Source organism: Nocardioides sp. LHD-245 (genome assembly GCF_030929495.1).
Lineage (GTDB): Bacteria > Actinomycetota > Actinomycetes > Propionibacteriales > Nocardioidaceae > Nocardioides.
In genome coordinates this window covers 79,934-103,316 of sequence record NZ_JAVFWN010000002.1, presented here as the reverse complement: position 1 = coordinate 103,316, position 23,383 = coordinate 79,934, and the positions used below count along the sequence as shown (strand labels likewise).

Annotated in this window: 20 protein-coding genes; 11 read left to right on the top strand and 9 right to left on the bottom strand. The window is 72.7% G+C overall.

Annotated features, from left to right (window positions below; all coding sequences use genetic code 11):
• Positions 1–39: 39 nt before the first annotated feature.
• Positions 40–1,191: a peptidoglycan DD-metalloendopeptidase family protein gene (locus RB608_RS03180; RefSeq protein WP_308086355.1), complete on the bottom strand. Its 1,152-nt coding sequence runs from the start codon at positions 1,189–1,191 to the stop codon at positions 40–42.
• A 354-nt stretch (positions 1,192–1,545) separates the two neighbouring features.
• Here RB608_RS03180 and sucC point away from each other — a divergent pair, with 354 nt between their 5' ends.
• Together sucC and sucD are read left to right on the top strand one after the other, a co-directional pair.
• Positions 1,546–2,712, top strand: a complete 1,167-nt coding sequence (sucC, locus tag RB608_RS03175) for an ADP-forming succinate--CoA ligase subunit beta (RefSeq protein WP_308086354.1) — start codon at positions 1,546–1,548, stop codon at positions 2,710–2,712.
• Positions 2,713–2,731: 19 nt separating this feature from the next.
• Entirely contained in the window at positions 2,732–3,628 is an 897-nt protein-coding gene (sucD, locus tag RB608_RS03170) for a succinate--CoA ligase subunit alpha (protein WP_308086353.1), read from the top strand.
• Between the two features lie 76 nt (positions 3,629–3,704).
• On the opposite strand, the gene RB608_RS03165 is transcribed toward sucD, so the two are convergent.
• The 4 genes from RB608_RS03165 to RB608_RS03150 all read right to left on the bottom strand — a co-directional run bounded on the left by RB608_RS03165 (position 3,705) and on the right by RB608_RS03150 (position 7,891).
• On the bottom strand, positions 3,705–3,869 hold the full coding sequence (locus RB608_RS03165) for a hypothetical protein (protein ID WP_308086352.1): 165 nt from the start codon (positions 3,867–3,869) through the stop codon (positions 3,705–3,707).
• A gap of 60 nt (positions 3,870–3,929) precedes the next feature.
• Entirely contained in the window at positions 3,930–5,339 is a 1,410-nt protein-coding gene (locus RB608_RS03160) for a hypothetical protein (protein WP_308086351.1), read from the bottom strand.
• The gene (locus tag RB608_RS03155) at positions 5,332–5,841 is read right to left on the bottom strand and encodes a SigE family RNA polymerase sigma factor (RefSeq protein ID WP_308086350.1); all 510 of its coding nucleotides are present in this window, start codon (positions 5,839–5,841) and stop codon (positions 5,332–5,334) included. The genes RB608_RS03160 and RB608_RS03155 overlap by 8 nt, the downstream gene beginning before the upstream one ends.
• Before the next feature lie 97 nt (positions 5,842–5,938).
• Positions 5,939–7,891 (bottom strand): sigma factor-like helix-turn-helix DNA-binding protein, encoded by a 1,953-nt coding sequence (locus RB608_RS03150; protein WP_308086349.1) that lies wholly within the window; start codon positions 7,889–7,891, stop codon positions 5,939–5,941.
• Positions 7,892–8,026: 135 nt separating this feature from the next.
• Here RB608_RS03150 and RB608_RS03145 point away from each other — a divergent pair, with 135 nt between their 5' ends.
• The 5 genes from RB608_RS03145 (at position 8,027) to RB608_RS03125 (ending at position 12,940) form a co-directional block, all read left to right on the top strand.
• Positions 8,027–9,346, top strand: a complete 1,320-nt coding sequence (locus tag RB608_RS03145) for a DUF6350 family protein (RefSeq protein ID WP_308086348.1) — start codon at positions 8,027–8,029, stop codon at positions 9,344–9,346.
• Between the two features lie 18 nt (positions 9,347–9,364).
• Entirely contained in the window at positions 9,365–10,003 is a 639-nt protein-coding gene (gene purN, locus RB608_RS03140; RefSeq protein WP_308086724.1) for a phosphoribosylglycinamide formyltransferase, read from the top strand.
• A gap of 103 nt (positions 10,004–10,106) precedes the next feature.
• Complete coding sequence (gene purH, locus RB608_RS03135) at positions 10,107–11,708, top strand: bifunctional phosphoribosylaminoimidazolecarboxamide formyltransferase/IMP cyclohydrolase (protein WP_308086347.1); 1,602 nt, start codon at positions 10,107–10,109, stop codon at positions 11,706–11,708.
• Between the two features lie 18 nt (positions 11,709–11,726).
• Positions 11,727–12,596, top strand: coding sequence for a bifunctional methylenetetrahydrofolate dehydrogenase/methenyltetrahydrofolate cyclohydrolase (locus RB608_RS03130; protein WP_308086346.1), 870 nt, complete (start codon positions 11,727–11,729; stop codon positions 12,594–12,596).
• Between the two features lie 113 nt (positions 12,597–12,709).
• Positions 12,710–12,940 carry a DUF3017 domain-containing protein gene (locus RB608_RS03125; protein WP_308086345.1) on the top strand — a complete coding sequence of 77 codons (231 nt, stop codon included), beginning with the start codon at positions 12,710–12,712 and terminating at the stop codon, positions 12,938–12,940.
• Positions 12,941–13,027: 87 nt separating this feature from the next.
• On the opposite strand, the gene RB608_RS03120 is transcribed toward RB608_RS03125, so the two are convergent.
• Positions 13,028–14,014, bottom strand: coding sequence for a malate dehydrogenase (locus tag RB608_RS03120; protein ID WP_308086344.1), 987 nt, complete (start codon positions 14,012–14,014; stop codon positions 13,028–13,030).
• Positions 14,015–14,108: 94 nt separating this feature from the next.
• On the opposite strand from RB608_RS03120, the gene RB608_RS03115 reads away from it, so the two are divergent.
• Positions 14,109–14,768, top strand: a complete 660-nt coding sequence (locus tag RB608_RS03115) for a hypothetical protein (RefSeq protein ID WP_308086343.1) — start codon at positions 14,109–14,111, stop codon at positions 14,766–14,768.
• 98 nt (positions 14,769–14,866) lie between these two features.
• Here the strand turns inward: RB608_RS03115 and RB608_RS03110 are convergent, their stop codons facing one another.
• Entirely contained in the window at positions 14,867–15,952 is a 1,086-nt protein-coding gene (locus RB608_RS03110; RefSeq protein ID WP_308086342.1) for an MIP family channel protein, read from the bottom strand.
• A gap of 155 nt (positions 15,953–16,107) precedes the next feature.
• Here RB608_RS03110 and RB608_RS03105 point away from each other — a divergent pair, with 155 nt between their 5' ends.
• On the top strand, positions 16,108–18,297 hold the full coding sequence (locus RB608_RS03105; protein ID WP_308086341.1) for an NADP-dependent isocitrate dehydrogenase: 2,190 nt from the start codon (positions 16,108–16,110) through the stop codon (positions 18,295–18,297).
• A 73-nt stretch (positions 18,298–18,370) separates the two neighbouring features.
• Here the strand turns inward: RB608_RS03105 and RB608_RS03100 are convergent, their stop codons facing one another.
• Both RB608_RS03100 and RB608_RS03095 read right to left on the bottom strand, forming a co-directional pair.
• Positions 18,371–18,787 (bottom strand): type II toxin-antitoxin system VapC family toxin, encoded by a 417-nt coding sequence (locus RB608_RS03100; RefSeq protein ID WP_308086340.1) that lies wholly within the window; start codon positions 18,785–18,787, stop codon positions 18,371–18,373.
• On the bottom strand, positions 18,777–19,007 hold the full coding sequence (locus RB608_RS03095; RefSeq protein WP_308086339.1) for an AbrB/MazE/SpoVT family DNA-binding domain-containing protein: 231 nt from the start codon (positions 19,005–19,007) through the stop codon (positions 18,777–18,779). The genes RB608_RS03100 and RB608_RS03095 overlap by 11 nt, the downstream gene beginning before the upstream one ends.
• A 54-nt stretch (positions 19,008–19,061) precedes the next feature.
• Between RB608_RS03095 and RB608_RS03090 the strand changes: the two genes are divergently transcribed.
• Together RB608_RS03090 and RB608_RS03085 are read left to right on the top strand one after the other, a co-directional pair.
• On the top strand, positions 19,062–19,745 hold the full coding sequence (locus RB608_RS03090; protein WP_308086338.1) for a DNA alkylation repair protein: 684 nt from the start codon (positions 19,062–19,064) through the stop codon (positions 19,743–19,745).
• Positions 19,746–19,839: 94 nt separating this feature from the next.
• Positions 19,840–23,349: an ABC transporter ATP-binding protein gene (locus tag RB608_RS03085; RefSeq protein ID WP_308086337.1), complete on the top strand. Its 3,510-nt coding sequence runs from the start codon at positions 19,840–19,842 to the stop codon at positions 23,347–23,349.
• Positions 23,350–23,383 lie beyond the last annotated feature (34 nt).

Here is a 23,383-nt window from a genome sequence, read left to right as displayed (position 1 = left end):
GAGCGCCTCGGACGGCGCTGGAGAACGATGATGCTGAAGCTACGGCGTGATGCCGTGCTGCCGCAGAGCGGCGTCCGGGTCGACCGGGTCGCCGCCGCCGGGGCGGACCTCCAGGTGGAGGTGGGGGCCGGTGACGTTGCCGGTGCTGCCGACGTAGCCGATCAGGTCGCCGGTGCGGACGGTGTCGCCGACAGAGACGTTGAAGGCGCTCTGGTGGCAGAACCAGAGCTCGGTGCCGTCCTCGAGGGTCAGCACGGTCTTGTTGCCGTAGGCGCCGTCGTAGCCGGCGGAGGTCACCGTGCCGTTGGTGATGGCGCGGATCTGGGTGCCGCTGGGGGCGGCGAAGTCGAGGCCGGTGTGGTAGCTGGACCAGAGGCCGTACTCGCCGAAGGTGGCGGTCAGGCGGTAGCTGGCGAGGGGCAGCATCCACGCGTTGAGCACGATCTCGGCGGCTTCCTTCTCCGCATCGGCGCGCAGGCTCGTGAGGGCGGTGTTCCGCTCGGCGGCCGAGCGCTCCGCCTCGGCCGCGATGTCGGAACCGGCGGCCTGGGCGAGCGCGTCGCGGTCGGAGTCGCGGCTCACGGTCTGCGGGCGGTCGCCGACCGTGGCGCTGCCGAAGGAGCCGGTGAGGGCGTTGGGGGAGGTGAGGCGGTCGCCGGCGGAGGCCAGCTGCGGGTCGGCGGAGGTGACGACGCCGCCGACCGCGACCGCGATCGTGGCGACACCGACGGCGACGGGCAGCGTGGGCAGGCCGCGGAAGAGCGGGCCGCGGGCGCCGGCGTGCCGGACGGCGCGGCGCTTGCCGGCGGGCTGGACCGCGCGCAGCGTGGTCGAGGAGTCGGACAGGGCGTCGACGAGCGGGATGTCGCGCAGCGCGGGGAGCTCGACGGTGGGCATCCGGTCGAGGGTGCGCGCGGGGGCGACGGCCTCGACGGCCAGGGTCGGCTCGTCGAGCGCGACGGTCGGCTCGACCGGCCGGGCGAGGGCTACGACGGGCGCGATCGTGGCGGCCGGCTCGGCGGTCCGCGCGACCCGCTTGCCGACGTACGTCGAGGGGGTCTCGTCGGCGACGCGGCCGGCGACGCGCTTGCCGACGTAGCCGTTGGAACTGGGGGAGCTGGAACTGGGGGAGGGAGAGCCGAGGGTCGTTTCCGGGCGCGGCGCGGTGTGGTCCGCTCGGTGGTTACCCATCGACTGCTGACTCCTTGGGGGGACGTTCCTGCAGGCGCGTCTCACCCCTGGTGTCCGGCCGGTGACGCCCCGAGCAGACCCCGGCCGGGGTGGCTGTCTGGTGACAGCCGGGTGAAACATGCGTGCCGACGATAGCCGATGCCGGCACGGCCTCGAAATCGTACGTCTCGCCCCTGGGGATACGCAGGCGAACGCCCACAACCGGCATCCGGGGCGCCGGCGGCGCGTGAGCCCGGTCACGTCGGGGTCCGTCGGCGGCTCCCGGACTCGTCCTACTCGTGGGTCAGGACTATCGTGCCCGGGGGTGTGCCGCTGTGCGCACCGAACCTCTGACCAAGACGTGAGGACGTATCAGTGGACCTGATGGAGTACCAAGCGAAGGAGCTCTTCGCGAAGCACGGCGTGGCCACCACTCTCGGAACGGTCGTCGAGACCGCCGAGGAGGCGCGGGCGGCGGCGGAGCAGATCGGCGGGGTGACCGTCATCAAGGCGCAGGTCAAGGCCGGCGGTCGCGGCAAGGCCGGTGGCGTCAAGCTGGCGAAGACTGCCGACGAGGCCTTCGAGCACGCGTCCAACATCCTCGGCATGGAGATCAAGGGCCTGACGGTCAACCGCGTGCTGGTCACCCCGGCCACCCCGCCGGAGGAGGAGTACTACTTCTCGTTCCTGCTGGACCGGTCCAACCGCCAGTACCTCTGCATCGCGTCCGTCGAGGGTGGTGTCGAGATCGAGGAGGTCGCGAAGACCAACCCCGACGCCGTGAAGAAGATCGGCATCGACCCCGGCAAGGGCGTCGACGCGGTCAAGGCCCGCGAGATCGCCACCGAGGCGAAGTTCCCCGAGCCCGTCTTCGAGCAGGCCGTGAAGATGATCGAGGACCTCTACAAGGTCTTCGTCGAGGAGGACGCGACCCTCGTCGAGGTCAACCCGCTCGCGCGCCTCGCCGGCGACAAGCTCGAGGCGCTCGACGGCAAGGTCTCGCTCGACGAGAACGCCTCCGAGGTGCGCCACCCCGAGCACGAGGAGTTCGAGATCCGCGAGGAGGCCGACCCGCTTGAGGCGAAGGCCAAGGACCTCGGTCTCAACTACGTCAAGCTCGACGGCCAGGTCGGCATCATCGGCAACGGCGCGGGTCTCGTGATGAGCACCCTCGACGTCGTCGCGTACGCCGGTGAGAAGCACGGCGGCGTCAAGCCGGCCAACTTCCTCGACATCGGCGGCGGCGCCAACGCGCAGGTGATGGCCAACGGCCTCGACGTCATCTTGAACGACGAGCAGGTCAAGGCGGTCTTCGTGAACGTCTTCGGCGGCATCACGGCGTGCGACGAGGTCGCCAACGGCATCAAGGGCGCCCTCGAGCTCCTCGGTGACAAGGCCACCAAGCCGCTCGTCGTCCGCCTCGACGGCAACAACGTCGAGCAGGGTCGCGCGATCCTCGACGAGCTGAACCACCCGCTCGTGACCCAGGTCGACACCATGGACGGCGCGGCCGACAAGGCCGCCGAGCTGGCGAACGCCTGAGGCCGGGGGAGAAGAACAGATGAGCATCTACCTCAACAAGGACAGCAAGATCATCGTCCAGGGCATCACGGGCGGTATGGGTGCCAAGCACACCGCCCTCATGCTCGACTCGGGCGCGTCGATCGTCGGCGGCGTGAACTCGCGCAAGGCCGGCACGACGGTGACCCACCAGGACCACGACGGCAACGACGTCGAGCTCCCCGTGTTCGGCACGGTCGCGGAGGCCATGAAGGAGACCGGCGCCAACGTGTCGGTCCTCTTCGTCCCGCCGGCGTTCACCAAGGACGCGGCGATCGAGGCCATCGACGCCGAGATGCCGCTGATCGTGGTCATCACCGAGGGCGTCCCCGTCCAGGACACCGCCGAGGTCTGGTCGTACCTGCAGGGCAAGTCGACCCGGATGATCGGCCCCAACTGCCCCGGCATCATCACGCCCGGCGAGTCGTTGGCCGGCATCACGCCGCACACCATCGCGGGCAAGGGCCCGGTCGGTCTCGTCTCCAAGTCGGGCACGCTGACCTACCAGATGATGTACGAGCTGCGTGACTTCGGCTTCTCGACCGCGATCGGCATCGGCGGCGACCCGATCGTCGGCACCACGCACATCGACGCGCTCCAGGCCTTCGAGGAGGACCCGGAGACCAAGGTGATCGTGATGATCGGCGAGATCGGCGGCGACGCCGAGGAGCGGGCCGCGGACTACATCAAGGCCAACATCACCAAGCCCGTCGTCGGGTACGTCGCGGGCTTCACCGCCCCCGAGGGCAAGACCATGGGCCACGCCGGCGCCATCGTGTCCGGCTCCGCCGGCACCGCGGCCGCCAAGCAGGAGGCCCTCGAGGCCGTCGGCGTCAAGGTCGGCAAGACGCCGTCCGCGACCGCCGCGCTGGCCCGGGAGATCCTGCAGTCGCTCTGACCTGACGCACGGAGCGAAGCGAAGGCCCGCCACCCCTCGGGGCGGCGGGCCTTCGTACGTCGGGAGGTGCTCGGCCTCAGAGCCTCGGTCCGGCCGAGTGCGGCGCGCGCCAGGTCTCGACCTCGGTCTTGGTGGCCTCGTGGGCGTGCTCGACCGCGGCGGCCTGGCGGCCGTGCCGGTTGGCCCAGGTCCACAGGGCGCCCGCGGCGACGACGACGGCGATCACGATCAACCAGGTCATGGGTCGATGATGCGCCAGCGATCGGCTTTCGGCAACCCCTCTCGCGGCTGCCTGCGACGATCAGCAGCCGGCGTCGGCGAACACGCACATCGCGTCGACGACCTGCGCCGCGTCGCTGGAGATCGCGTCGACGATCTCCTGCTCGCGGCCCTGCGGGTTGCCCGCGTGGCCGCCGCGGCTCTCGACGAGGACCGACCGGCCGACCCGGACGACGAGCGTCGTGTCGCCGAAGGGGGTGGCACCGCCGTCGGCCTGCTGCCAGCCCAGGACGGCGTAGGCCTCGTCGCCGGCGTCCACGTCCCGGACGTCCCAGCGCTGGGTCGTGCCGTCGTCGCCGACGAGACCCTGCGGGCACGCCCGGAAGGCCTCGACGAACCCCGCGGCGGCCGCGGCGGCGTCGTCCTCGGTCGGGTACGTCGTCAGCTGACGGTTGCGGACGTCCTCGACGTCGACCCACTGGGCGGAGAGCCGGTCGGACCGTCGCGGATCCGGTGTCGGCCTGTCGCAGGCCGTCATGACGAGCGGGTCGAGGCCGCGCAGGGGACCCGTCAGGGGCTCCTGGCTGTCGCTGCCGGTCTCCGGCCAGCCGGCGGCCAGCGGGAAGTCGTCGGCGATCCGGGTGCCCGGCACCGTCGTCGGGTCGAAGGGCTCGTCCGCGCCCGGCTGGAGCCGGTCGGCGGCGACCGGGAGCATCCGCTCGACGGGGGTGCCGTCGACGAAGTTGTAGTCCTGGCCGACGACCACCGAGTCGAGTACGGCGATGCGGGCACCGACCCGCGCGACGCCGACCTCGGAGATGTAGGCCGCGTCGCCGTAGGGATCGATGTCCTCCGGCACGCCGGGGTAGTGGCCGTCGACGACCACGGCCTCGCTGTCACCGACCCCGGGGTCGACGGGGCGCGGATCGAAGGTCCGTCCCACGCGCGCGCCGCACTCCTGCACGAAGGCGACGACCTCGTCGTAGGCCTCCCGAGCGCTCGCGACGTCGGGGAACTGCCCGATCGACTCCCGGAAGGCGTCGCCCGACACCTCCACCGAGGCTTCGGCGTTGCGCATCTCGAAGTCGCGCCGCCGGGTCGATGTCGCGCCGAAGTCGGCGAGGCTCCGCGGCTCGCAGAACCGGAACGCCGCCGCCCCCTCCTCCGGGTCGATCGCGAACCAGTCGGAACCGTCGCTGTAGACCGTGTCGTCGTCGGTCAGCAGATCGTGCTCGCTGAGCGCGGCGGCGGGGTCCTTGGTGGTCAGGTCCCGGTGGCCGCCGTCGCCGGTGAGCGCGAGGATCGGGGTGAGGACGGCAGCGACCGCGAGGGCGGCACCGCCGGCCACGAGCGTCGTCCGGCGACGACGGATCTGGTCGCCGCGGCGGCGTACGTCGGCGGCAGAGAGCGGCATGTCTCCTCCTGCGCGTCCGAGATCGGCGCCGAACCTCGCGAGGTCGTCGATGGGGTCGTGTCCCGACTGCTCAGGCATGGGTGGTGCCTCCTCCCGCCAGGCCGGGCTCGTCGGCCAGGAGGGCGGCGAGCGCCGCCCGTCCCCGGCTCAGCCGGGCCTTGATCGTTCCCTCCGGTACGCCGACCTCGGCCGCGACCTGCTGGACCGGGAGATCGGCGATGTGGTGGAGGACCAGCGCCTGGCGCTGGGCCTCGGGCAGCTGCCGCAGCGCGGTCACGAGCGCGACGTGCGACTCGTCGACCGCCGCAGCGACGCCGGCGTGCTGCAGGGCCCGGTCGGGCGACCGCTCCCCGCGTCTGCGTCGGCGCCAGCGGCTCACGGCGAGCCGGTAGGCGGTGGTGCGGACCCACGCCTCGGGGTGGTCGCCACGGTTCAGTCTGCGCCGGTGCGCCCACGCCCGGGAGAAGGCCTCCTGGGTGCAGTCGGTGGCCTCGTCGAGGTTGCCGATCATGGCGTAGACCTGTCCGGTCACCCGTCGGAACGAGGCCGTGTAGAACTCGTCGAACTCAGCTGCGTCCACGCCGACCTCCTCTCGCGTACCTCCGCTGCCGCGGACTCTCGAGGGGGATACGCCCCAGGGCCGTGCTCGGTTGCACGGGATCCGGAGGAAGTTTCCGTCAGCTCGGATCGTACGGAGCGGTGCGGGCCAGCCGGTCGAGGGCACGCTGGGCCACGGCGACGAAGTCCTCGTTGGCGATCAGGGCCTTGGGCGCCGCCACATAGGCGAGCACCGAGACCGCCGTGCCCTGGCGGAGCACCGCGACGTCGTACTCGATGGTCCGGTCGCCCGGCAGCGCCGTGCTGAGGCGCCACGCCGTCAGCGCCTGCTTGCCCTGGTCGATGGCGACCAGCTCCTCGACCTCGGTGCCGGCGGTGGCGTCGAGGTCCGGGCAGGCGGCCATCTGCTCGCGGAAGCGCGTGACGAACGCGCCGGCCGCCGGGCCCGGCAGGGTGCCGACGGTCTGGGTGAGGCCGACCTGTGGCGGCAGCTTGGCGCCGCTGAACACGAAGGTCCGGAACTCGTTGGCCTGGAACGCACGGTTGCGGAACCTGCCGTACAGGTGCACCGTGTCGCAGCCGATCGCGCCGACGTCGATCCGGTCCTCGGTCAGCTGGGCTGCCGGGGTGCCGACCCACGGTCCCGGATCGGGGGTGATCGGCGGGAGATCGATCTCGGAGAGCATCCACGGCGTCGAGCCGGCCGGGTACGACGCCCGCGGGATCGGCTTCGGGTTGGGGTCCGCGCAGCCACCGGCGTCGGGCAGCGTGCACAGCCGCCCCACCGCGGTCGCCAGCAGGCGGGCGACGCCGGCCCGGTTGACCCGTGCCGGTGGCGCGGTGGTGGTCAGCGCCGTGACGGTGGTGAGCAGTCCGGTGCGGGCCACGCCCACGACGTGGGTCGTGGCATCGGTGCGCGAGCGGAGCACGAACAGCGCGGACTGGTCGCCGACCCCCGGCAGGTCGGCGGTGCCGACCAGCTGCACCCGCGGCACGGCGGACCCGTCCTCGTCGGGCGACGGGCAGGTGGCGAACCAGCGGCGGGCGTGCCGGTAGGTGCGCTCGGCCCGTGCCGTCGAGGAGGAAGCCTCGGCGACCTGGACGACGCTGCGCGGGGTCTGCGGCTTGGCGCCGTCACGGAAGGTGCGGACCCAGGCGGCGGTGCCCTGCGGGTCGGCGTACCGGGCCGGCTGGCAGGGGAGCACCAGACCGTTGCCGGAGGAGTTGTCGGTAGTGGTGCCCTGGGTCCAGCCGCGGCCGGGCACCGCCTGCTGGACCGCGTCGACCGGGACCAGGGTGGTGTCGGGCAGCGTGCTGATCGCCGGTCCCGCCGGCGCCGGGCCGGTCACGGCCGGGGGTGCCTCGCGGTCGAGGGTGGGCCGGACGCCGGTGCTGTCGGTGGCCACCGCGCCGCCGGCGACGAGGGCGACCACGGCCGCGGCGCCGCCGATCACGGTGTGCGCCCGCCGCCGGGCTGCGCCGGCGCGCCGGATGATCGTCACCCGCGGCCAGGTCACGGAGCGGATCGCGCCGGACAGGCCGTTGAGCGCGAGGGGGATGGCGGAGGTCGGGATCGTGAGCGCGGTGGCGAACTGCGCGGCGCCCTGTTGCAGCTCCCGCTCGGCCGCCTCGGCCGGCAGCCCGATCTCCTGGGCCATCTCCTCCATGGTGACCGCGGCGAGCTGGGTCAGCAGCAGGGCCTTGCGCTGGGTCACCGGCAACGCGCCGAGCGCGTCGAGGACCCGTCGGGTCTCCTCGTCGAGGTCCTTCTTGCGGTGCCACGGCCGGGTGCTGCTGCGCCGCAGCGCCTTGCGCCACGCGTCGGGGCGGACGGCGGACTCCGGCTCGGCGAGCCGGCCGGTCTTGCGCCAGTGGTGCCAGGACACGACGAACGCCTCGCGGACCGCGCTGCGGGCGACGGCCAGGTCGCCGGTCAGCGCGAAGGTCTGCAGCAGCAGCCGGTCGCGGGCATCGCGGTAGAAGGCGTCGAAACTGCTCATCAGGTCCGCGCTGCTGACGTAGGCGGACCGGTGCGGCTCGGTGCTGGGGGTCACCTGGTCCTCTGCGGTCATGGCCGCACCACCGTACGCCGAGGGCGGTCGCCGGCCCCAACCCGTCCCACCGTGTCCGTCGTCTCCCGGGACTCTCGCGGCTCCCCGGCGTGGCGGGCCGAACCGGCCGCGCCCGCGCGTGAAGATGGACGGACCATGACGTCGTTGCAGAGCCCACCGGCACGCCGTACCGGACCCGGACGCTCCGGGTCCTCCTCGGACGCCGACCTGCGCCGCCAGCTGGCCACGACCCGGCCGCTGGTCCCGACCGCCGGCATCGGCGGCGTGATCGCGGCGGTGGCCCCGCTGCTGGTCTGCATGGCCGTGGCCGTCGTGGGCTGGTTCCTCACCGACGCCGGGGGCGAGGGCACGCCGAGCGGCGCACTGCGGGTCGGCGCCCACGGCTGGCTGACCGCCCATGGCTCGACGGTCGCCGTCGAGGGCATCCGGATCACGGCGATGCCGCTCGGTCTCACCCTGCTCTGTGCCTGGGTCGTGTGGCGGGTCGGTCACCGGGTCGGCGAGTCGATCTCGGGCCACGGCCCCGACGCCGACCGGATCGCGGACGGCGCGCGCGACCTGACCGTCCCCTACGCCGCCGCGCTGTTCACCGTCACCTACGCGGTCGTCGGCGTCCTCACGGCCTCGCTCGCCGCGACCGCCGCGTCCTCGCCGGACCCGGCGCGGGTCGTGCTGTGGTCGATGCTGCTCGGTCTCGGCGTCGGGGGACCGGCCATCGCCTTCGGCTCAGGGCGCGCCGCCATCTGGCTGCCCGGCGTGCCCCCGGCCGTCCGGGACGTCGTCCTCGTCGCCCGCCGGATCCTGACCCGGTGGGCGCTGATCTGCCTGGTCGCCCTCCTGGCCGCGCTGGTCCTCGACTTCTCCACGGCCGCCAACGTGGTCTCGCAGCTCCACGCCGACGCCGGGGCGGTGCTGCTGATGGTCGCGCTGAGTGTGCTCCTGCTGCCCAACGCGCTCCTCTTCGGCAGCGCCTACCTGCTGGGCCCCGGCTTCACCGTCGGCACGGGCACGACGGTGTCGACCACCGCGGTCGTCCTCGGGCCACTGCCGATGTTCCCGATGCTCGCCGCACTGCCCGACCAGGGCACCCAGCCGTGGTGGACCGACTGGCTGATGCTCGTCCCGGTCCTGCTGGCCGCGCTGGTCGCCGGCCAGGTGCAGCGCGAGCGACCGGTGCTCGCCTGGGACCGTGCCGCGATCCGCGGCTGCGCCGGCGGCATCGCGGCGGGCGTCGTCCTCGCGGCCGTGACCGTGTTCGCCGGCGGCGCCGTCGGTCCCGGCCGGATGCAGGACGTCGGGCCCTACACCTTCGACGTGCTGCTGCACGCGATCACCTCCTTCGGCATCGGCGGCGTGGTCGGTGCGCTCCTGGTCTGCTGGTGGCAGCGCGACAGCGACGGCCGGGTCCGCGGCGCGCTGCGCGCGGTCCGCGTCCGGCTGCCGCGTCGTTCCTGACCTCCGGCAGGCCCTAGAATCCGGGCCGTGCCCGCTCGTCCTCGCCTCGTCGTCCTCGTGTCGGGCTCCGGCACCAACCTCCAGGCGCTGATCGACGCCTGCGCCGACCCGGCGTACGGCGCGCGCGTGGTCGCCGTCGGCGCGGACCGCGACGACATCGAGGGCCTCGCCCGTGCCGAGCGCGCCGGCATCCCGACCTTCGTGGCGAAGGTCGGCGACTACAGCAGCCGGGGCTACTGGGACCGGGCGCTGGCCGACAAGGTCGCCGCCTTCGAGCCCGACCTGGTCGTGCTCGCCGGCTTCATGAAGCTGGTGGGGGAGAAGTTCCTGGACCGCTTCGGCGGCCTGACGGTCAACACCCATCCGGCGCTGTCGCCGTCGTTCCCGGGGATGCGGGGCCCGGCGGAGGCCCTGGAGTACGGCGTGAAGGTCACCGGCGCGACGCTCTTCGTGGTCGACGCCGGCGTCGACACGGGCGCGATCGTCGCGCAGACGGTCGTCCCGGTGGAGGACGACGACGACGTCGAGTCCCTGCACGAGCGGATCAAGGTCGCCGAGCGTGCCATGCTCGTCGAGTCGGTCGGCCGGATGGCCCGGGAGGGGTTCACCGTCGTCGGCCGGCGGGTTCGGCTGGGAGGCCGAACCTCGATAGAGTGAGGGCACACGACTGGCGCAGGTGGGCAACCACCGGGGAGTGACGAGTCGGCATCGATCGCCTGGGTGCCCTCATCGAGATCACCGACCGATGAGGAGCCCCTCGATGTCCGCCACACCCGACCAGATCCAGATCAAGCGCGCGCTGGTCTCCGTCTTCGACAAGACCGGTCTCGACGACCTGGTCCGGGGGCTCGCGGCCGCCGGCGTCGAGCTGGTCTCGACCGGTGGCTCGGCGGCCCTCATCGAGAGCCTGGGCCTGCCGGTCACCAAGGTCGAGGACCTGACCGGCTTCCCCGAGTGCCTCGACGGCCGCGTCAAGACGCTGCACCCGCGTGTCCACGCCGGCATCCTGGCCGACCGCCGCCTGCCCGAGCACGTGGCCCAGCTCGAGGAGCTGGAGGTCGCGCCGTTCGACCTGGTCGTGGTCAACCTCTACCCGTTCGCCGCGACCGTCGCCTCCGGCGCGGGCGTCGACGACTGCATCGAGAAGATCGACATCGGCGGTCCCTCGATGGTCCGCGCGGCGGCCAAGAACCACCCGTCGGTCGCGATCGTCACCGACGGCGCCGACTATGCCGCCGCCCTGGCGGCCGCGCAGGGCGGTGGCTTCACCTATGCCGAGCGCAAGGCGCTCGCCGCCAAGGCGTTCGTGCACACGGCGACGTACGACGTGCAGGTCGCCTCGTGGATGGGCTCGGTGCTGACCGACTCCACCGAGGGCACCGGCTTCCCGGCCTGGATCGGCGGCACCTGGGACAAGCAGGCCGTGCTCCGCTACGGCGAGAACCCGCACCAGCCCGCCGCGCTCTACCGCTCCGGCTTCGGCCCCGGTGGCCTCGCCTCCGCCGAGCAGCTGCACGGCAAGGAGATGTCCTACAACAACTACGTCGACACCGACGCGGCCCGCCGCGCGGCGTACGACCACGGCGACCTGCCGACCGTTGCGATCATCAAGCACGCCAACCCCTGCGGCATCGCCGTCGGTGCCGACGTGGCCGAGGCCCACCGCCGCGCCCACGAGTGCGACCCGGTCTCCGCGTTCGGCGGCGTGATCGCCACCAACGTGCCGGTCTCGGTCGCGATGGCCCGCCAGGTCGCGGAGATCTTCACCGAGGTGATCGTCGCGCCGGCGTACGACGATGGCGCGGTCGAGGTGCTCCAGGGCAAGAAGAACATCCGGATCCTCGTCGCCGAGCCGCTCGCGCAGGGCGGCGTCGAGACCCGCCCGGTCAGTGGCGGCCTGCTCATGCAGCACGTCGACCGCTTCCAGGCCGAGGGCGACGACCCCGCGCACTGGACGCTGGCCACCGGTGCGGCGGCCGACGACGCGACGCTGGCCGACCTCGCCTTCGCCTGGCGCTCGGTGCGCGCGGCGAAGTCCAACGCGATCCTGCTCGCCAAGGACGGCGGCGCGGTCGGCATCGGCATGGGTCAGGTCAACCGGGTCGACTCCTGCCGCCTCGCTGTCGAGCGCGCCAACACCCTGGTCGAGGGCCCAGCTGGATTCGTCGAGCGGGCCCGCGGCGCGGTCGCCGCCTCCGACGCGTTCTTCCCGTTCGCCGACGGCCCCGGCATCCTCATCGACGCCGGCGTGAAGGCGATCGTGCAGCCGGGGGGCTCGGTGCGCGACGAGGAGACCATCGCGGCGTGTGCCGCGGCGGGCGTCACCATGTACTTCACCGGCACGAGGCACTTCTTCCACTGAGCCTGAGAGGATCATCCCGTGACTGCACAGAAGCTCGACGGCAACGCCACCGCGGCCGCGATCAAGGACGAGCTCCGGGTCCGGATCGAGAAGCTGCACGAGCAGGGCATCACCCCTGGCCTCGGCACGGTGCTGGTCGGGGACGACCCCGGCTCCCGCTGGTACGTCAACGGCAAGCACAAGGACTGCGCCGAGGTCGGCATCTCCTCGATCCGGGTCGACCTGCCCGAGGTCGCCACCCAGGCGGAGATCGAGGAGGCCGTGGCCGGCCTCAACGCCGATCCCGCCTGCACCGGCTACATCGTCCAGCTCCCGCTGCCACGCGGGCGCGACGAGAACCGGGTGCTCGGGCTGATCGACCCGGCCAAGGACGCCGACGGGCTGCACCCGACCAACCTGGGGTGGCTGGTGCTGGGCAACGAGGCGCCGCTGCCGTGCACGCCGTACGGCATCGTCGAGCTGCTGCGCCGCCACGACGTGCCGATCGCGGGGGCGGAGGTCGTGGTGGTCGGCCGCGGCATCACCGTGGGCCGTCCGCTCGGGCTGCTGCTCACCCGGCGCAGCGAGAACGCCACCGTCACGCTGTGCCACACCGGCACCGTCGACCTCGCCGCCCACGTGCGCAAGGCCGACATCGTCGTGGCCGCCGCGGGCGTGCCGGACATCATCACCGGCGACATGGTCAAGCCCGGCGCCGCGGTCCTCGACGTGGGCGTGAGCCGGGTCGACGGCAAGATCGCGGGTGACGTCGCCGCCGACGTCTGGGACGTCGCGGGCTGGGTGTCCCCCAACCCCGGCGGTGTCGGCCCGATGACCCGCGCGATGCTGCTCGCCAACGTGGTCTCGATGGCGGAGAAGCAGGCGCTCACCGGGAAGGCAGCGCGCTGAGCGAGGACGAGAGCCCGGGCGTCCCCGAGGCGGCCGACGCTGCCGACCAGGACGCCGACGACCAGGAGCCGCGCCGGTATCCCTCGACGATCGGCGGCGCCTGCTATATCGCCGTGCTCGTCGCGGTCGGTGTCGGCTTGGTCGTCGCGGCCGCGTCCGACTGGCGCCTGGGCCTGCGGATCGTCTCCGGCGGCCTCGCCGTCGCCGGGGGACTGCGTCTGGTGCTGCCGGAGAAGGACGCCGGCATGCTCGCCGTGCGTCACCGGTTCCTCGACGTCGGCATCCTGGTCGCCGTCGCGGTGGTGCTCCTGCTCCTCGCGGGGACGATCCCCGAGCAGAGCTGACCCCGCTCCGTCAGCGGTCCGACGAAGGTCGGCGGGTACGACGAAGGGCCGGTGCCAGGCACCGGCCCTTCGTCGTGCTGAGTGGGATCAGATGAGGCCCAGCTCGGTGACCGCGGCCTTCTCGTCGGCCAGCTCGGCGACGGACGCGTCGATCTTGCCGCGCGAGAAGTCGTCGATCTCGAGGCCCTGGACGATGCTCCAGTCGCCGTTCGCGGTGGTGACCGGGAACGAGGAGACCAGGCCCTCGGGGACGCCGTAGGAGCCGTCGGAGACGACCGCCATCGACACCCAGTCACCGGCCGGGGTGCCGTTCAGCCAGTCACGTGCGGCGTCGCAGGTCGCGGACGCGGCGGAGGCGGCGGAGGAGGCGCCCCGGGCGTCGATGATCGCGGCGCCGCGCTTGGCGACGGTGGGGATGAACGTGTCCGCGATCCAGGCCTGGTCCGCGACGACCTCGGCGGCGTTCTTGCCGGCGATCTCGGCGTGGAAGATGTCGGGGTACTGGGTGGCCGAGTGGTTGCCCCAGATCGTCATCTTCTTGATGTCGGTGACGGCGGCACCGGTCTTGGCGGCCAGCTGGGAGATCGCCCGGTTGTGGTCGAGGCGGGTCAGCGCCGAGAACCGGTCGTTGGGGATGTCGGGGGCGTTCGTCGCGGCGATCAGCGCGTTGGTGTTGGCCGGGTTGCCGGTGACACCGATGCGGACGTCGTCGGCGGCCACGCTGTTGAGGGCCTTGCCCTGCGCGGTGAAGATCGCGCCGTTCGCGGAGAGCAGGTCGCCACGCTCCATGCCCGGGCCACGGGGACGCGCGCCGACGAGCAGGGCCAGGTTGACGCCGTCGAAGATCTTCTCCGGGTCGGAGCCGATCTGGACGCCGGCCAGGTTCGGGAACGCGCAGTCGTCGAGCTCCATGACGACGCCCTCGAGGGCCTTGAGCGCGGGCTCGATCTCGAGCAGGCGCAGCTCGACGGGACGGTCACCGGCGATCGCGCCACTGGCGATGCGGAAGAGCAGGCTGTAGCCGATCTGGCCGGCCGCGCCGGTCACGGCCACCTTGAGCGGGGTGGTGCTCACAAGGACTCCTTCAAGGAACTCGATGGACTCCTGCGACGCTAGCAGCGCCCGGCCCGGCGCGGGCAGCCGGGCACTCCTGCGAGACGATGACGCCATGCGGACACGTGTCCCCGCCGCGATCGCGGCCGGCCTCCTGGCGTTCACCGGCGCTCTGACCGGCTGCGGCTCCGGGTCGGCGCCCAGTCCGCCGACCGGCGTCGACGGGCTGGTGGTCCCGACGCCCGACCCCGATCCGGGTGACTTCGTCGCCACGGTCGACAACCCCTGGCTCCCGCTGACGCCCGGCTCCCGCTGGGAGTACGCGGACGAGGGGACCGGGCAGCCGGCCCTGGCCCTGACCGTCGAGTCCGGCCCCGACATCGACGGCATCGCCACCACGACCCTGGTCCGCACCCCGCCGGACGGCCCGGTCGTGCGCGACCACTACGCGCAGGACCGCGCCGGCAACGTGTGGTGGCTGGGCCGCGAGGGGGAGTGGCAGGCCGGCGCATCGGGCGCGGAGGCGGGCCTGGCCATGCCTGCCCGACCCCGCTTCGGCGACGGCTTCCGCACCGCTGTGGCCACCGGGGTGGAGGAGGTCGCCACTGTCGCCGGGCGCGACGAGGAGGTCTCGGTCCCGCTGGCGACGTACGCGCGGACCGTGACGCTGGAGGTGGAGACCCCGGTCGGCGCCCGGACCGAGGTGTACGCCCGCGGCGTCGGCCTGGTCCGGACGGACGAAGCGGGCCTGGTCGCGTACGACCCCGGGCGGTAGTCGGTCCGGTCGGGCGGAGTCCCCGAAAACCACCCGAGGGCACGGAGCGCGTCACGCGCGTCCGCGCCCCCGGATCGGAGATCGGTCCCGCTACCGCATCACTGCGGCGGGCGGACCTGGGTCTGGTCGTTGGCCGGGGGAGCCCACCCGCCCTGCTGCGGGGCCTGCGGAGCCTGGGGCGCCTGCGGGTCGGGGGCCGCGGGCGCGGCCGGCGCGGCGGGCTGCTGCTGGGCCGGGATCCACTGCTGTGCGGCCGGGTCCCACTGCCAGCCGTCCTGGATGATCGGCTGCGACTGGGCCGGGGGCTGCTGGGCGTAGCCCTGCTGCTGGTAGCCCTGCTGGCCGAAGCCCTGCTGCTGGTTCCACTGCTGCGTGAAGGCGGGGTCGGAGGAGCCGCCGGCACCGAAGTTCAGGCCGGAGCCGGGCACCGGGTCGGTGCCGTGGCCGAAGACCAGCGGGTAGAGCAGGCCGGCGACGACGCCGCCGACCAGCGGCGCGACGATGAAGAGCCAGAGCTGGGCGATCGCGTCGCCGCCGGAGAAGAAGGCGACGCCGATGGACCGGGCCGGGTTGACCGACGTACCGGTCGCCGGGATGGCGACGAAGTGGATCGCCGCCAGGGTCAGGCCGATGGTCAGCGGCGCCATGGCGGCCACCGCGCGGTTGCGCTCGTCGGTCGTGCCGAGGATGACGGTCACGAAGATGAAGGTCAGGATGATCTCGATGAGCAGCGCGCCGAGCAGCTCGACGCCGCCGTGGTCGCCGAAGCCGTTGGAGCCGAGCGGCTCGCCGAAGTCCCAGCCGAAGTCGCTGGACACCGCGGTGAGCGCGAGCAGCAGGCCGCCGACGAGGCCGCCGACGATCTGGGCCGCGCTGTAGAGACCGGCGTCCTTCCAGGAGATCCGCCCGCCGAGCGCGGCGCCGACGGAGACGGCGGGGTTGAAGTGCCCGCCCGAGACCCGGCCGAAGGTGTAGGCCATCGCCACGATCGCGATGCCGAAGGACAGGCCGATCGAGGTGATGGCGAACAGGCCGGAGAGGCCGCTGGTGTCGCTGGCGGCGTTGCTGAAGATGACCACCGAGCCACAGCCGAGGAACACGAGGACGGCCGTGCCGAGGACCTCGGCGGCGATCTTCTGGACCAGGGTGGGCGGTGCGGTTGCTTCCACTGCTGTGTCAGTCATGGCTTGACCTTCTCCTCGGTAGGACTCCCGAAAACCAGCCGGGTTACACAGGGCAGCCTAGTCATTACTGTGGCCACCGAAAGGGACCCGAGCCCCACCATCAGGTATCTTGACGTCAAGAATCCCATCACCGGCCTCAGGAGTGACGCCCGAACATGTCGAGCATCATCTACACCCACACCGACGAGGCGCCGCTGCTCGCGACGTACTCCTTCCTGCCGATCGTCGAGGCCTACGCCGCCAAGGCCGGCGTCGCCTTCGAGACGCGCGACATCTCCGTCGCCGCGCGCATCCTCGCCCAGTTCGGCCTCGCCGACGACGCCCTGACCGAGCTCGGTGAGCTCGCGAAGACGCCCGCGGCCAACATCATCAAGCTGCCCAACATCTCCGCCTCGATCCCGCAGCTCAAGGCCGCGATCACCGAGCTGCAGGCGCAGGGCTTCGCCGTCCCCGACTACCCCGAGGCGCCCGCCACGGACGAGGAGAAGGAGATCCGGGCCAAGTACGACAAGGTCAAGGGCTCCGCGGTCAACCCGGTCCTGCGCGAGGGCAACTCCGATCGCCGCGCGCCCGCGTCGGTCAAGAACTACGCCAAGACCCACCCCCACACGAACAAGCCGTTCCCTGAGGGCTCCAAGACCAACGTCGCGACGATGGGCGCCCACGACTTCGCCAGCAACGAGAAGTCCGTGACCCTGGCCGAGGACGACGTCCTGGCGATCGTGCTGGAGACCGAGGCCGGCGAGAAGACCGTCCTCAAGAGCGGCCTGCAGGTCCTCGCCGGCGAGATCATCGACGCCACCAAGATGGACGCCGCGCACCTCCAGGCGTTCCTGAAGAACGCGCTCGCCGAGGCCAAGGCCCAGGACGTGCTGTTCTCGGTGCACCTCAAGGCGACGATGATGAAGGTCTCCGACCCGATCATCTTCGGCCACGTCGTGAAGGCCTACTTCGCCGACGTCTTCGCCCAGTACGGCGACCAGCTGGCCGCGGCGGGTCTCTCGGCCAACGACGGTCTCGGCGCCATCCTCGCCGGCCTCGACAAGCTCGAGAACGGCGCGGAGATCAACGCCGCCTTCGAGGCCGCGCTCGCCGCCGGCCCGCGCCTGTCGTACGTCAACTCCGACAAGGGCATCACCAACCTGCACGTGCCCTCCGACGTCATCGTCGACGCGTCGATGCCCGCCCTGGTCCGCAACGGCGGCCGGCTGTGGGGCGTCGACGGCGGCGAGGACGACACCCTCGCGGTGATCCCCGACTCGTCGTACGCCGGCGTCTACCAGGCCGTCCTCGACGACGTGAAGAAGAACGGCCCGCTCGACCCGGCCACCATCGGCACCGTCCCCAACGTCGGCCTGATGGCGCAGGCGGCCGAGGAGTACGGCTCGCACGACAAGACCTTCGAGATCGCCGAGTCCGGCACCGTCCGCGTCATCGCCTCCAACGGCGACGTGCTCATCGAGCACGACGTCGCGGCCGGCGACATCTGGCGCGCCTGCCAGACCAAGGACGTCCCGGTCCAGGACTGGGTCAAGCTGGCCGTCACCCGGGCCCGCGCCTCACAGACGCCGGCGATCTTCTGGCTCAACGAGTCGCGTGCCCACGACGCCGAGCTGATCAAGAAGGTCAACGCCTACCTGCCCGAGCACGACACCGAGGGCCTGACCATCGAGATCCTCGCGCCGACGCTCGCGACGGCGTACTCGCTGGAGCGGATGCGCAAGGGTGAGGACACCATCTCGGTGACCGGCAACGTGCTGCGCGACTACAACACCGACCTGTTCCCGATCCTCGAACTCGGTACGTCGGCCAAGATGCTCTCCGTCGTCCCGTTGATCGCCGGCGGCGGCCTGTTCGAGACCGGCGCGGGCGGCTCGGCGCCGAAGCACGTGCAGCAGCTGGTCGAGGAGAACTACCTGCGCTGGGACAGCCTGGGTGAGTTCTTCGCCCTCGTCCCCTCGCTCGAGAAGTACGCCGAGCAGGCCGGCGCCCCGGCCGCGCAGGTGCTGGCCGACGCGCTCGACCGCGCCACCGGCACGTTCCTCAACGAGGACCGCTCGCCGGGCCGCAAGCTCGGCACGACCGACAACCGCGGCTCGCACTTCTACCTCGCGCTCTACTGGGCCGAGGAGGTCGCGGCGCAGACGGAGGACGCGACGCTCGCCGCGGCGTTCAAGCCGCTCGCCGAGACGCTGCGCGCCAACGAGGACACGATCGCCGCCGAGCTGATCGCCGTCCAGGGCAGTCCCGCCGACATCGGCGGCTACTACTACCCGGACGCCGAGAAGACGTCGGCCGTGATGCGGCCGAGCGCCACGCTCAACGAGGCGCTGGCGGCGTTCTGACGCTCAGCTGAACCGATGACGGCGGCCCTGGACCCGATCCAGGGCCGCCGTTCGTCGTCCGTGTGTCTGCAGGTCAGGGCGCGATCAACTCGACCGTCGGGAAGTAGGTCCGGTAGCGAGCGGCGTCGCGGGTCAGCAAGCGCAGTCCAGTGGTCGCGGCATGGGCCCCGATGTAGAAGTCCGGCAGCGGTGCGGACCGGGTGCCGCCGCGACGTCGGTAGGCGACGAAGGCCTTGCCGGCGAGGAATCCCGCGTCGTAGGGGAGCGGCAGCCGCCTGAAGTCGGTCTCGGGGACGAAGGAGTCGAGCTCCTCGATCCGCGTGAAGCCGACCGACACCTCGGCGTAGATGATCGGGTTGATCGCGACCACCCCGTCGTCCAGCGCCCGGGTGAGCTCGCGCTGTGACCACTCCAGCCAGACCGGGTCCTCGGTCGCGAGGTCGAGTAGCACGTTGGAGTCGACCAGCGTCACCAGGCGCTCAGTCGTCACGCAGGAGCGCCATCAGCTCGTCGGTGGTCCTGCCAGCGACGGTGCCCGCGCCGCGCATCCGGGAGACCACCCGGTCCCCGCGGGTGGGCGCGTCGGCGCGTCGCACGATCCGCAGCTTGTCGCCGTCCTCGACCACGTCGACCTCGTCGCCCTCGACGAGGCCGTGCTTGTGCCGCAGCTCGGCCGGGATCGTGACCTGGCCCTTGCTGTTCAGTCGCATGGTCGCTCCTCAGGTGTGCTACGTGGTACCTCTACCACATACTACGCTGGCTCGATGGTCGCCGTTCAGGACGAAGGAGCCCTCGCCGCCGCGGTCCGGAGCTCCCTGCGGACCGCGGCCGACCCGGCGATCGCCCCGAGCCAGCGGGCCTACATGAAGTCCGCGATGCCCTTCCTGGGCGTCCGCAATCCCGAGGTGCGACGGCTCACCCGGGCCCTCGTCCGGGAGCGGGGGATCCGCGAGCCGGCCGTCCTGGTCGCCGCGGCTCGCGAGCTCTGGGACGAGGCGACCCACCGGGAGGAGCGCTACGCCGCGGAGACCCTGCTCGCGCTCCGCCCGCTCAAGGGCGATCTCTCGCTCGTGCCCTTCCATGAGCACATCGCCCGCACCGGCGCCTGGTGGGACCACGTCGACGCGGCCGCGGGCCGGGTCGCCGACCTGCACGACGCCCATCCGGCCGAGACGGCCCAGACCGTCCTGCGCTGGTCGACCGACGACTTCTTGTGGGTGCGCCGGCTCGCGATTCTCAGCCAGCTCGGCCGCAAGGACCGGGTCGACCGCGACCTGCTCAGCACCCTGATCGAGCCCAACCTGGGTGACCGGGACTTCTTCATCCGCAAGGCGATCGGCTGGTCGCTGCGCGAGGTCGCGCGGGTGCACCCGGACTGGGTGCGCGCCTATGCCGAGAGCCACGACCTGAGCCCGCTGAGCCGACGCGAGGCGCTCAAGCACCTCTGACATCTCCTCCCCGGACGTTCCGGCCTCCGGTGGCCCGTCCACCGCAAGATATTCAGAGGCGAAGTGTCGGTGCCGGAACCTACGCTGGGCCACGATGACCAGCACGCTGACCCGCACCGTGACCACCGACCGGGCCACCGTCAGCGGCGACCCGGCGCGACGCGTCGACTGGCGCCGCCTGCGGACCCCGGCCGCGGGCTTCGCCGTGGGCGCCGTCGCGCTGGCGGCGCTCGGGCAGGCGCTGGGCACGGTCGTGGCCGGCCGGATCGCCGACCACCCGACCCAGGCGCTGGTCGCCTGGCTCGCCGCCTTCGTGGTCGGCGCGGCCGTGGTCGACACCGCCGGCCGCGTGGTGTGGGCCGGGCAGGTCGACCGGGCCGAGGGCCGGCTGCGGGGCGACCTGCTCAGCGCCGCGCTCCAGCAGCCGCTGGCCCACCTCACCGAGCAGGCCGTCGGCGAGGTCCTCGACCGGGTCGACGACGACACCCACGAGGTCGGGACGCTGCTGCGCCAGCAGATCTGGATGGCGATGCGCACCGGCTTCGCCTCGGTGCCGATGTGGCTGGTCGCGGGCTTCACCTGGTGGCCGGCCTTCCTGCTCTTCCCCCTGGTCGGCGTCGTGACGGTCTGGGTGATGCGCCCGGCGCTGGTCGAGATCGCCCGCCGCAAGGTGATCGAGGAGGCGGCCTGGACCGACCATGCCGCCGCGCTGGAGGAGGGTGTCGCCGGTCGCGACGACCTGCGCACGAGCCTGGGTCAGCCGTTCGCCGTACGCCGCCTGACGCGGCTGTCCGCCGACGTCCACGAGAAGTTCCGTCGGGTGCTGATGATCGAGGCCCGGCTGGCGATCAAGGTCGGCCTGCTGCTCCACGGCCTGCTGGCCGCGATCGCGCTCTCCGGCGTTGCGCTGGTCAGCGGCGACCACCTCGGGGTGGCCCGCCTCGTGACGCTGTTCCTGGTCACCACGATCTTCGTCGGCCAGATCAACAACCTGGCCCACCAGCTGCCCGACATCCAGGCCGGCCTCGGCGCCGTACTGCGGCTGCGCCAGCTGCTCGCGGTCGAGGCGGAGCCCGAGGGCGGCGCGTCCGTCCCGTCGGGTGCGCTCGACCTGCGCATCCGCCACCTCGACTTCTCCTACCTCGAGGGCTCCTTCGCGCTTGAGGACGTCAGCCTGTACGTCGAGTCCGGCCACACCCTCGCGCTGGTCGGGCGCACCGGCTCCGGCAAGTCGACGCTGGCGTCACTGCTGTCGCGCGCCGAGGAGCCGCCGCCGGGGACGATCTTTCTCGGCGGGGCCGACATCACCACCCTGGACCTCCACGAGCTGCGCCGCCGGGTCGGCGTCGTGACCCAGCGCACCGAGATCCTCGCCGGCACCCTCGCCGACAACATCACCCTGTTCGCCGCGGTCGCGCGCGAGGAGGTCGAGGCCGCGGTCGAGGAGCTCGGCCTCACCGACTGGGTCGCCGGCCTCCCCGACGGTCTCGACACCCTGCTCGGGCCCGGCGGCACCACCCTGTCGGCGGGGGAGGAGCAGCTGGTCGCCTTCGCCCGGCTGCTGGTCCGCCACGTGCAGGTGGTCGTCCTCGACGAGGCCACCGCGCGGATGGACCCGGTCACCGAGGCGCGGGTCGTGGCTGCGGCCGACCGGCTGATCAGCGGACGCACCGGCATCCTGGTCGCCCACCGGCTCGGCACCATCGAGCGGGCCGAGGCCGTGGCGGTGCTCGACCACGGCCGGGTCATCCAGCACGGCCCGCGCGACGAGCTCGCCCGGGTGGAGGGGCCGTTCCGCCGGCTGCTCGCCGCCAGCGACACCGACGGGTTCGCGGACTCCGAGGTCGACGCCGCCGCGACGGGCACCGCCGTGGGTGGCCGCCGCCGGAGCGGCACGCCGCCCGAGCGCCCCGCGATCGATGCCGGCTCGAGCCTGGCCCGCGGCACCTGGAACGCCTTCTGGGTGCGGCCCTGGTGGGGCGCCTGGTCGGTGCTGCTGTTCCTCGGCGGCACGATCTTCGCGCCGCTCGGCGCCATCACCGGGTTCCTGTGGGGCCGCGTGGTCGAGCACCTCGAGGCGGGGGAGTCCGTCACGGTCCTGATGGCCGTCCTCGTCGGGACCCTGCTGGTCGCGCCGTTCCTGCTGGCCGACGCCTTCCGCCGCTACCCCCGCTGGTGGATCGAGGTCATGCTCCGGGTCCGGATGGCGGTACTGCTCGGCCAGATCCGCGGCCACCGGCTGCCGCGCACGCCCCCCGGCGAGGTGGTGGCCCGCTCGATGGACGCCGACCGCTACGCCCGGTACGCCGACCGCTGGGTCGACTTCGTCAACGGACTGCTCATCGCCGCCATCACCATGCTCGCCGGCGGCACCTGGCTGGCCGGCGGCGTCCTGCTGATCGTGATGGCGACCAGCGCCCTGGCCTCCTCGGTCGGCCGGCCGATCGCGGGCCGCTCGGCGGCGCGCTCCTCGGCGGCGCGGGCCAGGTTCGGTCGCGCGGTCGTGTCGGCCGTCGAGTCGGCCCGCACGGTCAAGCTCGCCGGCCGCACCCCGCAGATCCACGCCCACCTCCGCAAGGTGGACGACGGACGGGTGGAGGCGGCGGTGTTCGAGCACCGGGTCCAGGCGGTCCTCGATGGCGTCCCCATCGTCATGGTGCAGGTCGGCGTCGTCGCCGCCTGGGCGCTCTACCTGTGGGACGTCTGGGGGCTCGGCACCGCGCTGCTGGTCGCGACCGCCGTCAACGGCTTCGACTGGTTCGGCCGGGTCGCGGGCGCGGTCGTCACCGAGGCGCCCGGCACCCGCGCCTGGCAGCATGCCACGGCGCGCTTCGCCGGCGGCACCGACCTGATGGCGATGCCGGCCGGGGTCGACCTGGTGTCGGGCGAGTCCCCGGAGCCGCGGGCGGTGACCCGGGTCCCGCTCGAGCGCCTCGAGCTCGCCGGCTACACCGCGGTCCACGACGACGGCACGATCGGCGCGGCCGGCATCGACCTCGTGGTCGAGCGCGGCGAGCTGGTGCTGCTGGTCGGCCAGGTCGGCTCCGGCAAGTCCAGCCTGTTGTCGTCGCTGGCCGGCCTGATCGACCACCGCGGCGTGCTGCGCTGGAACGGCCAGGACGTCGTCGACCCGGAGGCCTTCCTGCGGCCCGCTCAGGTCGCCCACGTCGCCCAGGTGCCGCGGGTGCTCTCCGGGACCTTCGCCGACAACATCCAGCTCGGCCACGACCGCGAGATCACCCGGCCGGTCGAGACCGCCCGGATGGCCGAGGACGTCGCCGACGCCGGTGGCCCCGACGCCGTCGTCGGCCACCGTGGCGTGCGCCTGTCCGGGGGCCAGGTCCAGCGGCTCGCGCTGGCCCGCGCCCTCGCCGCCGACGCCGAGCTGTTGCTCGCCGACGACGTGTCGAGTGCCCTCGACGCGGCCACTGAGATCGAGCTGTGGGCCGCGCTCCGCGAGCAGCACACCACGGTGATCGGCGCGACCTCCAAGCGGGCGGCGCTGGCGCAGGCCGACCGGGTCGTCGTCCTCGTCGACGGCGAGATCGCGGCCGTCGGGCCGTGGACGGAGCTCGCCAGGGACTGGAGCCATCTCGCGGGCTGAGCAAGGCGAGGTGGCCGCGAGGCCCGAAACATCC

What these genes read in the sequence shown, in the direction of transcription:
- RB608_RS03180 (WP_308086355.1), bottom strand. Translation starts at nt 1,191, where the DNA reads ATGGGTAACCACCGAGCGGACCACACCGCGCCGCGCCCGGAAACGACC.
- sucD (WP_308086353.1), top strand. Translation starts at nt 2,732, where the DNA reads ATGAGCATCTACCTCAACAAGGACAGCAAGATCATCGTCCAGGGCATC.
- RB608_RS03165 (WP_308086352.1), bottom strand. Translation starts at nt 3,869, where the DNA reads ATGACCTGGTTGATCGTGATCGCCGTCGTCGTCGCCGCGGGCGCCCTG.
- RB608_RS03160 (WP_308086351.1), bottom strand. Translation starts at nt 5,339, where the DNA reads ATGCCTGAGCAGTCGGGACACGACCCCATCGACGACCTCGCGAGGTTC.
- RB608_RS03150 (WP_308086349.1), bottom strand. Translation starts at nt 7,891, where the DNA reads ATGACCGCAGAGGACCAGGTGACCCCCAGCACCGAGCCGCACCGGTCC.
- RB608_RS03145 (WP_308086348.1), top strand. Translation starts at nt 8,027, where the DNA reads ATGACGTCGTTGCAGAGCCCACCGGCACGCCGTACCGGACCCGGACGC.
- purH (WP_308086347.1), top strand. Translation starts at nt 10,107, where the DNA reads ATGTCCGCCACACCCGACCAGATCCAGATCAAGCGCGCGCTGGTCTCC.
- RB608_RS03115 (WP_308086343.1), top strand. Translation starts at nt 14,109, where the DNA reads ATGCGGACACGTGTCCCCGCCGCGATCGCGGCCGGCCTCCTGGCGTTC.
- RB608_RS03110 (WP_308086342.1), bottom strand. Translation starts at nt 15,952, where the DNA reads ATGACTGACACAGCAGTGGAAGCAACCGCACCGCCCACCCTGGTCCAG.
- RB608_RS03105 (WP_308086341.1), top strand. Translation starts at nt 16,108, where the DNA reads ATGTCGAGCATCATCTACACCCACACCGACGAGGCGCCGCTGCTCGCG.
- RB608_RS03095 (WP_308086339.1), bottom strand. Translation starts at nt 19,007, where the DNA reads ATGCGACTGAACAGCAAGGGCCAGGTCACGATCCCGGCCGAGCTGCGG.
- RB608_RS03090 (WP_308086338.1), top strand. Translation starts at nt 19,062, where the DNA reads ATGGTCGCCGTTCAGGACGAAGGAGCCCTCGCCGCCGCGGTCCGGAGC.
- RB608_RS03085 (WP_308086337.1), top strand. Translation starts at nt 19,840, where the DNA reads ATGACCAGCACGCTGACCCGCACCGTGACCACCGACCGGGCCACCGTC.